At 74.1% G+C, this 13,194-nt stretch carries 11 protein-coding genes; 7 read left to right on the forward strand and 4 right to left on the reverse strand.

Translation table 11 applies throughout. The features are described from left to right. The first annotated feature begins 96 nt into the window (after window positions 1–96). Window positions 97–612, forward strand: a complete 516-nt coding sequence (locus tag ABZT14_RS16135) for a hypothetical protein (protein ID WP_356302364.1) — start codon at window positions 97–99, stop codon at window positions 610–612. A 20-nt stretch (window positions 613–632) separates the two neighbouring features. Here the strand turns inward: ABZT14_RS16135 and ABZT14_RS16140 are convergent, their stop codons facing one another. Further along, window positions 633–1,556: an LLM class F420-dependent oxidoreductase gene (locus tag ABZT14_RS16140; RefSeq protein WP_356302367.1), complete on the reverse strand. Its 924-nt coding sequence runs from the start codon at window positions 1,554–1,556 to the stop codon at window positions 633–635. Between the two features lie 111 nt (window positions 1,557–1,667). After that, complete coding sequence (locus ABZT14_RS16145; RefSeq protein WP_356302370.1) at window positions 1,668–2,975, reverse strand: acetyl-CoA C-acetyltransferase; 1,308 nt, start codon at window positions 2,973–2,975, stop codon at window positions 1,668–1,670. 87 nt (window positions 2,976–3,062) lie between these two features. Between ABZT14_RS16145 and ABZT14_RS16150 the strand changes: the two genes are divergently transcribed. Both ABZT14_RS16150 and ABZT14_RS16155 read left to right on the forward strand, forming a co-directional pair. After that, window positions 3,063–4,412, forward strand: coding sequence for a 3-oxoacyl-ACP reductase (locus tag ABZT14_RS16150; protein ID WP_356302373.1), 1,350 nt, complete (start codon window positions 3,063–3,065; stop codon window positions 4,410–4,412). A gap of 17 nt (window positions 4,413–4,429) precedes the next feature. Beyond that, window positions 4,430–5,260, forward strand: coding sequence for a MaoC/PaaZ C-terminal domain-containing protein (locus ABZT14_RS16155; protein WP_356302376.1), 831 nt, complete (start codon window positions 4,430–4,432; stop codon window positions 5,258–5,260). Window positions 5,261–5,263: 3 nt separating this feature from the next. On the opposite strand, the gene ABZT14_RS16160 is transcribed toward ABZT14_RS16155, so the two are convergent. After that, entirely contained in the window at window positions 5,264–6,040 is a 777-nt protein-coding gene (locus ABZT14_RS16160; RefSeq protein WP_356302379.1) for a class I SAM-dependent methyltransferase, read from the reverse strand. A gap of 157 nt (window positions 6,041–6,197) precedes the next feature. Here ABZT14_RS16160 and ABZT14_RS16165 point away from each other — a divergent pair, with 157 nt between their 5' ends. The 3 genes from ABZT14_RS16165 (at window position 6,198) to ABZT14_RS16175 (ending at window position 11,481) form a co-directional block, all read left to right on the forward strand. After that, window positions 6,198–7,049, forward strand: coding sequence for a peptidoglycan DD-metalloendopeptidase family protein (locus tag ABZT14_RS16165; protein ID WP_356302382.1), 852 nt, complete (start codon window positions 6,198–6,200; stop codon window positions 7,047–7,049). A gap of 1,010 nt (window positions 7,050–8,059) precedes the next feature. Further along, on the forward strand, window positions 8,060–10,411 hold the full coding sequence (locus tag ABZT14_RS16170; protein ID WP_356302385.1) for a hypothetical protein: 2,352 nt from the start codon (window positions 8,060–8,062) through the stop codon (window positions 10,409–10,411). Window positions 10,412–10,509: 98 nt separating this feature from the next. Next, window positions 10,510–11,481, forward strand: coding sequence for an LLM class F420-dependent oxidoreductase (locus ABZT14_RS16175; RefSeq protein ID WP_356302388.1), 972 nt, complete (start codon window positions 10,510–10,512; stop codon window positions 11,479–11,481). 33 nt (window positions 11,482–11,514) lie between these two features. Here ABZT14_RS16175 and ABZT14_RS16180 read toward each other — a convergent pair whose 3' ends face one another. Further along, window positions 11,515–11,901: a helix-turn-helix domain-containing protein gene (locus ABZT14_RS16180; RefSeq protein WP_356302390.1), complete on the reverse strand. Its 387-nt coding sequence runs from the start codon at window positions 11,899–11,901 to the stop codon at window positions 11,515–11,517. A gap of 169 nt (window positions 11,902–12,070) precedes the next feature. Between ABZT14_RS16180 and ABZT14_RS16185 the strand changes: the two genes are divergently transcribed. Further along, window positions 12,071–12,811 carry an SDR family oxidoreductase gene (locus ABZT14_RS16185; protein ID WP_356302392.1) on the forward strand — a complete coding sequence of 247 codons (741 nt, stop codon included), beginning with the start codon at window positions 12,071–12,073 and terminating at the stop codon, window positions 12,809–12,811. Window positions 12,812–13,194 lie beyond the last annotated feature (383 nt).

Raw genomic sequence — 13,194 nt, forward strand, 5'->3', positions numbered from 1 at the left:
CGCGCACCTGAGCCACTGACAGCCGTGCGGGTGGCGCGGGGCTCGTCAGCGCCCCGCCCGGAGCCGGGGCCGCGACCTGGCCTACGCTCCGGTGGCGTGGCCGACATTCACGAGGTTCTCCTCACCGCCGAACTCCCGGCCGAGCTGCCGGACACCGAACTGGCCGAACTGCGCTGGCACCTCGGGCTGGGCCCCCACCCCGAGCGGTGCGTCATCGTGGTCGACCACTGGCCGGTGCGGACCGTCGACGAGGAGGGCGAACCCCTGCCCGAGGACCGGTGGGAGGTCGAGCGGTACCCGCTGCTGGACGCGCGGGGAGCGGCCGATCCACGGATCGGTGGGGCCGTCCTCTCCGCGCTGGTACGCCGGGACGGGCCGGGCGACCCCGGCTGGGCGCTCACCTCGCGACAGGTCCTGCACGCCGAGGAGTTCCCGCTGCTGGAACAGCTGCTGCGGTGGCTGCGCCAGCGGGCCACCGGGCACCGGGGAGGGCCGGCTCGCCTCCACTGCCACATCCGTTCCCCGGAGGACGGGCCCGTTCTGAGGCCGGTGCCGCTGGACGGGGCGGGACTCGACGGGTTGGGGTCGGAGGGGGCCGGGGTGGAGCCGTAGCCGTGTCGGCACGTCGGCGCTCAGTCGGCCAGCTCCCCGAGGAGTTCCCAGGTGCGCAGGCGGTCGGACTCCCCGGCGATCTCCGTACCCGAGAAGACCACCTCCGTCGCCCCCGCGTCCCGGTAGCGCCGTACCTCGGCCGTGACCGTCGCCTCGTCGCCGATCACCGCCACCTCCACGGCCCGTTCGGCCCCGGAGAGCCCGATGGCCCGCGCGTAGGACGGGAACCGCTCGTAGAAGGCCAGCTGTTCGGCGGCCTTCTCCCGTACGGAGTCCACGTCGTCGGTGACCACCCCGTAGACCAGGGCGACGATCCGGGGCGCGGGCCGGCCGGCGGCCTCAGCCGCTGCCGTCACCGCCGGGACGATGTGCTCGTCCAGTGCGCGGGGCCCGGCCAGATAGGGCAGGATGCCGTCCGCCAACTCGCCGCTGGCGCGCAGCGCCTGGGGCCCCATCGCGGCGACCAGCAGCGGCACACCGCCCTCGGCGCCCGGCACCCGGGCGGACATCGGTGTCCTCGCGGTGAGCAGTTCGCCCTCGAAGTCGGCGGTTCCGGTCTCCGTCAGCTGGCGCAGCGCGGTGAGGAACTCGCGGAGTCGCCGGATGGGCCGTTCGTAGGGGATACCGAAACCGGCTTCGGTCAGCGGTTTCGTACCGAGGGCCAGTCCGAGGCTGTAGCGGCCGTGGGTGGCCGCCTGTGCGGTCTGGGCCTGGCTGGAGAGCGGCAGCGGATGGCGACCGAAGACGGGAACCGCCGACGTCCCCACGCGCAGCCCGGGCACCTCGCGACCGACCAGCGCCGCGAGCTGGGGCGAGTCCGCGCCGAAGGTCTGCCCGAACCAGGCTGACCGCAGACCGGCCGCCGCGGCCTCGTGTGCGAGCCGTACGGAGGCGTCGACCTGGTTGCCGGCGTCGGACGCGTTGAGTGCTACTCCTGTGGTCATGGCAGCAGAACCAGCGCCGTCCGCCCCACATTCCGGTCTGGCATGACAGCCGTGTGTCGTTCGTGTGTACGGAGGCGCCCACCGCCGCGCGGCGGGGCGGCGGCTCCACGGTCAGGCCTTCTCCAGCACCGCCGTCACGCCCTGACCGCCGGCCGCGCAGATGGACACCAGACCGCGCGCCCCCGGCTTCGCCTCCGTACGCTCGGCCAGCAGCTTGGCCAGGGTGGCGACGATGCGGGCACCGGTGGCGGCGAAGGGATGGCCGGTGGCCAGGGAGGAACCGGCGACGTTGAGCCGCTCCCGGTCCACCGGCTCCAGGCCCTGCTTCTCCCAGGCGGCCAGGGTGGCCAGCACCTGGGAGGCGAAGGCCTCGTGGATCTCGTACAACGCGAAGTCCTCCAGGCCCAGTTCGGCCCGGCGCAGCATCCGGGGCACGGCCAGGGCGGGGGCCATCAGCAGGCCGTCGTACTCCCCGGTGCCGTCGACGAAGTCGACCGCGGCGGTCTCGTAGGCGCTCAGATAGGCCAGCGGGCGCAGCCCCCGTGCCTCGGCCCACTCCTCGCTGGCCAGCAGCACGGTGGCCGCGCCGTCGGTGAGGGGAGTGGAGTTGCCGGGCGTCATGGTGGCCGACTCCGGGTCGTCCCGGAGCCCGAACACCGGCTTGAGCTGGGCGAGCTTCTCCGGGGTGCTGCCGGGGCGGAGGTTCTGGTCCCGGGCCAGCCCCTCGAAGGGGGTGACCAGGTCCTGGAGGAAACCGTCGTCGTAGGCGGTGGCCAGCCGCTGGTGGCTGGCGGCGGCCAGCTCGTCCTGGGCCTCGCGGGGGATGCCCCACAACCTGGCGGTACGGGCGGCGTGTTCGCCCATCGACAGCCCGGTACGGGGCTCGGCGTTGCGGGGGACGTCCGGCACCAGGTGGCGGGGCCTCAGCCGCGAGATGATCTTGGCGCGGGCGGCCGGGGTCTTGGCGCGGCGGGCGGCCAGCATCAGGGTGCGGGCCTGGTCGTTGACGCCCAGCGGGGCGTCGCTGGCGGTGTCCGAACCGCCCGCGACACCGGCCTCGATCTGGCCGAGGGCGATCTTGTTGGCGACGGTGATGACGGCCTGGAGGCCGGTGCCGCAGGCCTGTTGGATGTCGTAGGCGGCGGTGGTGGGGTGCAGCCGGGAGCCGAGGACGGTCTCCCGGGCGAGGTTGAAGTCACGGGAGTGCTTGAGCACGGCACCGGTGACGACCTCCTGCACGGCACCGGGCCCGTCCAGGGCGTAGCGGTCGACCAGCCCGTCCAGGGCGGCGGCCAGCATCCGTTGGTTGGAGCAGGTCGCGTAGGGGCCGTCGCTGCGCGCGAAGGGGATACGGCTGCCGCCGATGATCGCCACCCTGCGGGGTGCCTCGCTGCGCATGAGGCCGAACGTCGCACTCATCCTCGACCAAACTCCTGACCTGAAAGTAACCTTACCGCCTGGTAAAAACCGCCCGGCAAAAATACCGCGAGCCCGAGGAGTAAGGGAATGGCCGACCACTACCTCCGCTGGACGAACACCGGGCCGGGACGCTTCGTCTCCAGCCGCCTCGGCCTGCCCCAGCCCACCCCACTGGACCGCTGGAAGGACAGCCAGACCACCCTGCGCGGCGGCCCCCTGCTGCACCTGACCGCCGGCGAGTCCACCCTCGACGCCCCCGCGCTGGCCACCCTACTGAACACCAGCGGCATCCCGGTGCGTACCGAACCCCTGCCCGAGGGCGGCCGGCACGCGGCCGTGGTGGTGGACGCCACCGGGGTCCGCGAGGTCGCCCAACTGCGCGGCGTGCACCAGGCGTTGCACCCGGTGGCCCGAGCCCTGACCACCTGCGCCCGGGTGGTGGTGCTGGGCACCGTGCCGGACCGGAACGACCACCACCAGGCCGCCGCACAGCAGGCGCTGGAGGGCTTCGTACGGTCCCTGGGCAAGGAACTGGGGCGCGGGCGCACCGCCCAACTGGTGCGCTACGCGCCCGGAACGCCCACCGCCGCCGCGACCTCCACCCTCCGCTTCCTGCTGTCACCCCGCTCCGCCTACGTCAGCGGCCAGGTGATCACCGTCGGCGACGGGGTGGAACCGCTCGCGGTGAAGGAGGTCGGCCAGCCGCTGAAGGGCCGTACCGCCCTGGTGACCGGGGCCTCCCGGGGCATCGGCCGGGCCGTCGCGGAGAAGCTGGCCCTGGAGGGCGCCCGACTGGTCGTGCTGGACGTGCCCCAGGCCGAGGAGGAGCTGGGCGAGGTCGCCCGCCTGCTCGGCGGCACCCCCCTGACCCTCGACATCACCGCCGAGGACGCCGGCGAGCGGATCACCGAAGCGCTGCCCCCCGAGGGGCTGGACGTGCTGGTGCACAACGCGGGCATCACCCGGGACCGCAGGCTGGCCAACATGGCCGGCGACCGCTGGGACTCGGTGCTCGACGTCAACCTGGACAGCGTGCTGCGCACCACCGACCACCTGCTGCGGGCCGGGGCGCTGCGCGAGGGGAGCGGGCGGATCGTGGGCACCGCCTCCATCGCCGGCATCGCCGGCAACGTGGGCCAGACCAACTACGCGGCCAGCAAGGCCGGCGTCATCGGCCTGGTCCGCTCCCTGGCGCCCCGCGCCGCCGCCGAACACCGGGTGACCGTCAACGCGGTGGCGCCCGGCTTCATCGAGACCCGGATGACGGCGGCGGTACCGCTGCTGATCCGGCAGGCCGGACGGCGGATGACCTCGCTCGCCCAGGGCGGGCTGCCGGTGGACGTGGCGGAGACCGTGACCTGGCTGGCCCACCCCGGTTCCGGCGCCGTCAACGGCCAGGTGGTCCGGGTCTGCGGCCAGAGCCTGTTGGGGGCGTGAGCGGCATGGGTGACTCGATGGCGTCCACCCTCGTCCGGGGCGTGTGGGGCTCGTTCCGCAAGCGCGGACCGTACGAGGGGGCCGTACTGCCCCCGGTACGGGAGGTGTGGGGCCACGCCCGGGTCGACCCGGACCGGCTGGCCGCCTACACCCGGGTGTGCGGGTTCCCCCCGCCCGAGGCGGGCCGGCCCCTGCCCGTCACCTACCCCCATGTGCTGGGCTTCGGCCCGACGATGCGGCTGATGTCCCGCCGCGACTTCCCGTTCCCGCTGCTGGGTCTGGTGCACACCGACATCGAGATCCGGCAGCAGGGGCCACTGGACCCGGCGGAACAGCCCGAACTACGGGTGTGGGCCGAGGACTTGGAGCCCCACCGCAGGGGCAGCCGGTTCACCGTGGTGACCGAGGTACTGCGGGACGGGGAAGCCGTCTGGCACTCCCGCAGCGGCTACCTGTGCCGCCACCGCCGCGAACAGCCGGTCGAGGGCACCCGGCCGCCCGCCCCCGCGCCCCTGCCGGTGCGCGGAGTGTGGGAACTGCCCGGCGACCTGGGCCGCCGCTACGGCGCGGCCTCCGGCGACCGCAACCCCATCCACCTGCACCCGCTGACCGCCCGGGCCTTCGGCTTCCCCCGGGCCATCGCCCACGGCATGTGGACCTTCGCCCGCTGCCTGGCCGAGGCCGGCCCCGAGGCGGAGGGTGAACGGCTGCGGGCGCGGGCGGAGTTCCGGGCGCCGGTACCGCTGCCGACCCGGGTGGCCCTGGGCCGGGACGGCCACCGCTTCGAACTGCGGAAGGAGAGCGACCCGGAACGGCTCCACCTCACCGGGGAGTGGTGGACCGGGTGAGGCTCAGGCGGGCGCCTTCTCCCAGACCGACACGTGCTTGCGGCTGTCGGCGGTGAAGGGCTCACCGTCCCAGCCGGCCCAGCGCTCCACCCGTCGCATCCCCGCGATCCGGGCCATCAGGTCCAGTTCGGAGGGCCACACGTAGCGGAACGGGATGGAGCGGTGGGAGGCCCGCCCCTCCCCGGAACGCAGGTGGTGGGACCACATCGCCTGGGTCACGGTGTCGTACTCGTCGAAGCCCCAGTAGCCGGGCGTGGAGGCGAACGGCACCACGGTCTGACCGGGCGGCAGCAGACGCAGGTCCGGCACCCCCACCTCGACCAGGAACCGTCCCCCGGGCGCCAGATGGCGGGCGGCGTTGACGAAGCACTCCACCTGCGCGTCCTGGGTGGTGAGGTTGTTGAGGGTGTTGAACACCAGGTACGCCAGCGAGAACCGCCCCGGTACGCGGGCGGTCGCCATGTCCCCCTCGGTGACCTCCACCCGGTCACCCCCGGGCTTGGCCCGCAGCCGCCTCAGCATGGCGCGGGACATCTCGATACCGGCGACCTCCACCCCGCGTTCGGCCAGGGGCACGGCCACCCGCCCGGTGCCCACGGCGAACTCCAACGCCCGCCCCCCGTCGGCCAGTCGCTCCAGTACGTCGACGGTGCGCCGTACCACCTCGGGCCGGAACTCGGCGTCGGTGGACTGGTCGTAGACGGCGGCGACCTCCTCGGGGAAGTAGCCGTCGTCGTGGGAGAGGTCGGAAGGGGAGGGGCCAGCAGGGGTGTCGTCCATGGCGACCGACTGTAGGAGCGCGGTAGCGCACGGCACCAACGGTTTTCCGTGGTGGGGGTGTTCGGGAATGCCGACGGGCGCCACTTCTGGTGGCCGGGGGGCGGCCCGGGTACGTTCAGCGGGTCCTGCTCGGCCGCTCTTCCCCCAGGGAGTACCCATGAGTGAACGTCGTCCCGTCCCCCTTCCCGGACTCAGCCGAAGAACCCTCCTGCGCGGGGGCACCGTCGGACTGGGCGTGGCCCTGGGCGGCGGCCTGATCACCAGCGGCACCGCACGCGCCGCCGACTTCTACCACCCCTTCGAGGCCTACCCGCTGACCGGGACCTGGCAGGAGCACCTCGACCGGGGTTCCCTCGGCGGCCTCGACTTCGGCATGGGCGTGGGCACCGAACTGCCCGCCGCCGGTGGGGGTACGGTCACCAACATCCCGGAGAACGGCACCGGCGGGCACACCGTCAACATCCAGCACGACAACGGCTACCAGACCCAGTACATGCACCTGTCGGCGTTCGTGCTGAACAACGGCGACACCGTGGCGAGGGGCGGAGTGGTGGGCCTCTCCGGCGGTGAGCCGGGCGCCCCCGGCTCGGGTTCCTCCACCGGCCCCCACGTGCACTGGCACATGATCGACCCCAACGGCACCCGCATCAATCCGCTGGACTACCTCGGCGGAGGCGGCGGGGGCAAGCTGCCCAAGACCAGCACCGAACAGGACGGCGAACCGGGCCCGGTGATGTGGCAGCGCGCCCAGAAGTGGCTGTCGGTGGAGTCCGGTTACACCGGCCCCATCGACGGTGACCCCGGCAAGGCCACCTACTCCGCCCTCCAGACCAACATGCGCGGTTACGGCTACACCGGCCCCATCGACGGGGTACCCGGTACGGCGACCTGGTCCGCCGTACAGCGGCTGGCCGCCAAGCACGGCTACGGCGGCCCGATCGACGGCGAGATGGGCCCCGAGTCCTGGAAGGGCTTCGCCCGCTTCCTCAACCAGGATGCCTGGGACTGAGGCCACGCGGGCCGTCCGGGCCGCACTGGCCGGCGGACGGCCCGCCGGGACCCGGCCGGGGCTGACGTCGGGGCCCTGCTGGGCCTGACGTTCCCCCGGCGGGTCCCGCTGCCGGCCCCTGCCGGGCGGGCGCCCCTGAGGACGCCGGGGGCGCGGGGGCGCAGGGGGTGCGGGGGCGCCGGCTCCTCCGGCCTTCGCCGTCCGGTCTTTTCGCCGGGTCTCGGGTGGGGGCTCGGGTGGGTGGGCCTGCCTCCGCGCTTCGACCTCGCGGACGGTTCGGCGGTGACCACCGGCTCCCGAGGGCGCCCGGCTCCCGGAGTCCCAGGACCCGGTGATCGCCGCCCTCTACGAGCGGGGCGAGCTCGCCCCGGGCCGCAAGCGCACCCCCTCGGCCAGGGTGCTCGCACCCCGGCTGGGTGACCGGGCGGAGGGGGTCTGCCACCCGCTACGGGTCGCGGCTGGGCGGACCCGGCACGCTTGCCGGGCATGACGGTCGCCGGCCCGTACCCGCCACCGACCGTCGCCCGGAGCAGGGGTACGGCCCCCGGACCGGCCATCGGCCCCACCGGTCCCACTGGTCCGGCCGTACCCGCCACCAGGCGAGCCCCGAGTGCGGGGGCGGCCCCGGACCGACGGCGACCTGGCGCGCCCCGACCCACGGAGCCGGTCCGGGGCGGCCGGACAGGGGTGCGCCCCGGACACACGGGCGGGGCCACGAAGGGGAGACAGCCGGCGTCGGCGGGAGCGGTGGGGCGAACTACCGGGCGCCGAGGGGGAGTTGGCCGGACGTACCCGACACCCCCGCCGTGCGGTGCTCCCGGTGGCCGGGAGAACGGGCGCCACATTCCCTACCGCGTACTTCTCAGCGCACTTCGTGAATTCCCGTGACCGTGCTCGCCCGCGCTTGCCGAAAGAAAATCCCGTCCGTTATCTTCGGGGGTTTGTGTGGCAAAAGAAAAAGCCACCTCAACGGTGGCTGCTGAACACAGTGTAGCGGAGGTCGGGGCCGAATGTCGAGTGCGGAAATCGAAAAGGAACAGAGTTATGTGTCGATGCTCTACGGGCGACTCGACCAGATGCGTGAGGAGGAGCGCCGGTACCTCAACGAGGCGCTGGCGCCCACGAGTTCGGGACACCAGGCCCGTACCGAACGAGAGGCGACGGTGGGCCGGCGGGCCCGCGCGCTGGCCCGTCTGACCGGAGTGGAAGAGGGCCTGTGCTGTGGCCGTATCGACCTGGAGAACCCGGAAAGGAATCCGCCCCGCTATGTGGGACGAGTGGGAATCCGGGACGAGCGGGACGATTTCCGTCCCCTCCTGGTGGACTGGCGCGCACCGGCCGCCCGCCCCTTCTACACCGCCACCGCCGCCTCACCCGAGGGAGTACGGAGGCGGCGGCACCTGGCCACCCGTGGACGTACCGTCACCGGACTGCACGACGAGCCGCTCCACGTGACCCCGACCGACCCGGAACACGAGAGCCTCACCGGCGAGGCGGCCCTGCTGGCGGCCCTCACCGCCCGGCGTACCGGACGGATGCGGGACGTGGTCGCCACCCTCCAGGCCGAGCAGGACCGGATCATCCGCGACGACCACCGGGGGGTACTGGTCGTGGAGGGCGGGCCCGGCACCGGGAAGACCGCGGTGGCCCTGCACCGGGCGGCCTACCTGCTGTACTCGCGGCGGGAACTGCTGGAGCGGCGCGGGGTGCTCATCGTCGGCCCCCACCCGGTGTTCCTGCGCTACGTGGAACAGGTGCTGCCGTCCCTGGGGGAGACCTCGGTGATGCTGGCGACCGTGGCGGAACTGTTCCCCGGGGTGCGGGCCACCGGGGTGGAGTCGTCCGAGGCGGCCGAGGTGAAGGGGCGGCCGGAGATGGTCCGGGTGCTGGCCCGGGCGGTCGAGGACCGGCAGGGGAGAGCCGAGGGGGAGTGGGAGGTCCCCTGGGAACGGGAGACGCTGTGGCTGACCCCCGAGATCCGGGAGCGTGCCCGGGGCCGCGCCCTCGCCGCCGGGCTCACCCACGAGCAGGCCAGGCCCCTGTTCGTACGGGCCCTGCTGGAGGAACTGTCCGACCAGGTGGCCGAGTTGATCGGCACCGACCCACTGGGCGGGGAGAACCTGCTGGACGAGCCCGAACGGGCCCAGATCCGCGAGGAGTTGGCGGACACCCCGGAGTTCCACCGGGCGCTGGCCGAACTGTGGCCCTCGCTGACGCCGCAACGGCTGTTGCGCGAACTGTTCGCCGAGCCGGAACGGTTGGAGTGGGCGGCGGACGGGCCCGGCGGGCTGACCGCCCGGGAACGGCGGTCCCTGCACCGGCCGGCCGACAGCCCCTGGACGGCCGCCGACGTGCCGCTGCTGGACGAACTGGCCGAACTCCTGGGCGCTGAGGGCGCTGAGGGCGCTGAGGGCACGGACGACACTGAGGGTGCCGAGGAGCGCGGCGCCGAGGAGGCCGAACGGGAGGAGGAGGTGGCCTACGCCCGGGGAGCCCTGGAACTGGCCTACGGCTCCCGCTCCCAGGACGAGGAGGAGGCCGAGGTGTCCGAGGTGCTGTCGGCCTTCGACCTGCTGGACGCCGAGGCCCTCGCCGAGCGCTACCGCGAACGCGACCAGCGCACCGTCGCCGAACGGGCCGCCACCGACCGGCACTGGGCCTTCGGACACCTGATCGTCGACGAGGCCCAGGAACTGTCCGCCATGGACCTGCGGCTGCTGATGCGCCGCTGCCCCTCCCGCTCCATGACCCTGGTCGGCGACCTGGCCCAGAGCGGTTCGCCGGGGGCGGTCCGCACCTGGGCGGAACTGCTGGAACCGCACCAGGGCGACCGCTGGCGACGCGAGCGGCTCACCGTCAACTACCGTACGGCCGCCGAGATCGCCGAGGTCGCCTCCGGGGTACTGGCCGCCACCCACCCCGACACCCGGCCACCCCGGGCGGTACGGCACTCCGGCGTCCCGCCCTGGCGGATGCCGGTCACCGAGGACCGACTCCCGGCCGTACTGGGGGAGTTGGTGGCCCGGGAAGCCGCCGAGGTGGGTGACGGGCGGCTGGCCGTGGTGGTACCCGACGCCCTGCGCGCGCGGTTGGCCCAGACGGTGCGCGCGGCCGTACCGCACGCCTCGGTCGGCCCCCGGCCGGACCTCACCCGAGGGGTGACCCTGCTGGGCGCGCGCCAGGCCAAGGGGCTGGAGTTCGACTCGGTGCTGCTGGTGCGGCCCGAGACGATGGCCGGCGCCCCGGGCGGGCCGGGCGACCTCTACGTGGCGGTCAGTCGCGCCACCGAACGGCTCGGCGTCCTCCACGTGGGCCCGCCACCGGCCGGGCTGGACCGGCTGCCGGTACGGGGCGGGGGGTGACGGCGCCCTCTCGCCGGGCGGGGTGACGGGCCGGTGGGCCGGGGGCCGGGCGCGGAACCGGGAGGTTTACCGGGCGCGGAAGGGGCACTCGGGGGCCCATGGTGCGAATCGGATACACGATGATGACCGAACAGGCCGACCCCCGGTCCCTGGTGGAACACGTGGTCGGGGCCGAGTGGGCGGGGTTCGACTTCGCCGTCTGCTCCGACCACTACTTCCCGTGGCTGGCCTCCCAGGGCCACTCGCCCCACGCCTGGACGGTACTGGGCGCGGCGGCCCAGGCCACCGAGCGCATCCCGCTGATGACGTACGTCACCTGCCCCACCTTCCGGTACCACCCGGCCGTGGTGGCCCAGCAGGCCGCCACCCTCGCCCTGCTCTCCGACGGCCGGTTCCGCCTCGGCCTGGGCGCCGGGGAGAACCTCAACGAACACGTGGTGGGCGGCGGCTGGCCCCCGGCCGACGTACGCCACCAACGGCTGGAGGAGGCGGTGGAGATCATCCGGGAACTGTTCGCCGGCGGCTACGTCAACCACCGGGGCGAACACTTCACCGTGGAGTCCGCCAAACTCTGGGACCGCCCCGACCGCCCGCCCCCGATCGGCATCGCCGTCTCCGGCCGGCAGTCCTGCGAGCTGGCCGGCCGGCTCGCCGACCTGCTGATCGCCACCGAACCCCGACCCGAACTGGTACGGGACTTCCAGCGGGCCGGAGGTCAGGGCAAGCCCTGTGTGGGACAGCTCCCGCTGTCCTACGACACCGACCCCGACGCCGCCCGGAAGCGGGCGCACGACCAGTTCCGCTGGTTCGCCGGCGGCTGGAAGGTCAACTCCGAGCTGCCCGGCCCCTCCTCCTTCGAGGCCGCCACCCAGTTCGTACGCCAGGAGGACGTGGCCGCCTCCATCCCCTGCGGGAACCGGGTGGACGCCGTGATCGAGGCGGTACGGCCGTTCGCCGACGCGGGGTTCACCGAGGTGGCGCTGGTGCAGATCGGCGGCGACCAGCAGGCCCCCTACCTGGACTGGGCCCGCGACGAGCTGCTCCCCGCCCTCCGCGAGGCCCTGCCCTGAGGGCGGCACGGCACGCCCACCGCCCGTGACCCGTCACCGGCGCCGGGGCTCCGGCGGCCCGGGAGGTGACGCGGGGTGCGGTCCCCGCCGCCGGGCCTCCTCGATGGCGGGGGCATGGCGGCGTAGCCAGTCCGACAGCGCGCCCAGGGGTACCGAGACGCCCTCGCCCAGTTCGGTCAGCGCGTAGCTGACGGCAGGCGGAGAGGTGGGCTCGACCGTACGCAACACCAGGCCGTCGGCCACCAGGGTGCGCAGGGTCTGGGACAGCATCTTCTCGCTGACCCGGCCGACCCGGTCGCGCAGCTGGTGGAAACGGAGCGGGCCGTCCCGCAACGCGCCCAGCACCGCCACGCCCCAGCGGCTGGTGACGTGGTCCAGCACGCCCCGGGCGGGGCAGTCAGCGTGAGCCGTGTCACCCACTCCCGTACCCCTCCCCGGCTGACCTCCGAGCCGACCTCGACGTGCGGCCCTTACCCCGAGGTGCGTTCTTACCCGGGTGAGCCCGCCGAACCTAGCGTAGGCGCCGCATTCGACGGCGAGGCGGCGTGTGGAGCCCCGGGGGTCCGCACGCCCACCCAGGGGAGGGCACGTGGTGGAACGGTGGGCACTGGTCACGGGAGCGGGACGGGGCATCGGGGCGGAGACCGTACGGGAGCTGGCCCGGCGCGGCTTCGCCACCGTGGTCAACTACCGGGGAGACGCCCGGTCCGCCGAGGCGGTGGCCCGGTCGGTCCGGGACGCCGGGGGCCGGGCCGAGACGGTGCGGGCCGACGTGACGGACCCGGACCAGGTACGCCAACTCCTCGACCAGTGCCCGAGGTTGGACGCGCTGGTGTGCAACGCCAACATCCAGCCGCCCTTCGCCCCGCTGGCCGAGATGGGCTGGGACGACTTCGCCCGGAAGGTGACCGGTGAACTCGCCGCGGTCTTCCACGTCAGCCAACGGGGCCTGGCCCGGATGCGCCGGCAGGGGAACGGCCGGGTGGTGTACGTCTCCAGCGTCAGCGCGGACCGGGTACGGCCCGGAGCGGTCGCCCACGCCACGGCGAAGGCGGCCCTCAACACCTTCGCCGACCACGTCGCGGCCGAGGCGGCACGGGACGGGATACGCGTCAACACCGTCGCCCCCGGACTGGTACGCACCGACGCCACCGCGGGGCTGTTCACCCCGGAGGCGGAGCGGGCCCGGGCCGCCACCTCGGTGCTGGGGCGGCTGTTGGAACCCGGCGACATCGCCCCGGTGATCGGTTCCCTGGTCGCCGGTGACCTGGACGCGGTCTGCGGCGTCCACCTGCGCGTCGACGGAGGGGAACGGGTGCTGGCCGGGTAGCTCGCGGGCCCGTTCCCGGTGGGCGGCCACGACGGGGCCCTCGGGGCGGTGTGGGGCGGGGGGAGCGCCGGTTCGGGCGTGGTGTGGGGCTGTCGCGCTCCCGGTGTCGGCTGGCCCCGGCGTGGGGCTTCGCCCTCGGTGGTTCCCGTGGGGGCGCGTCCGTACGTGGCCGGTTCCGTGGCCCGGCCGCCGGGGTGGGTGGCCGTGACCTGGCGGGGTCGGGGCCTTCGGGGTGGGGGGCCGGGGGTGGCCGCGCCCCGTGCGAGGACCCCCGCGCTGGGCCGCGCCCTGTCCCTCCGCCCCTCGGGTGGTTGCCGGCGCGAGGCGGGGCCGGGCTCGCGGGGTGCCGTGGCCGGGGTGCGGTGTCAGGGGAGCCCCGGTCT

The organism is Streptomyces sp. NPDC005438 (assembly GCF_040606315.1).
GTDB lineage: Bacteria > Actinomycetota > Actinomycetes > Streptomycetales > Streptomycetaceae > Streptomyces.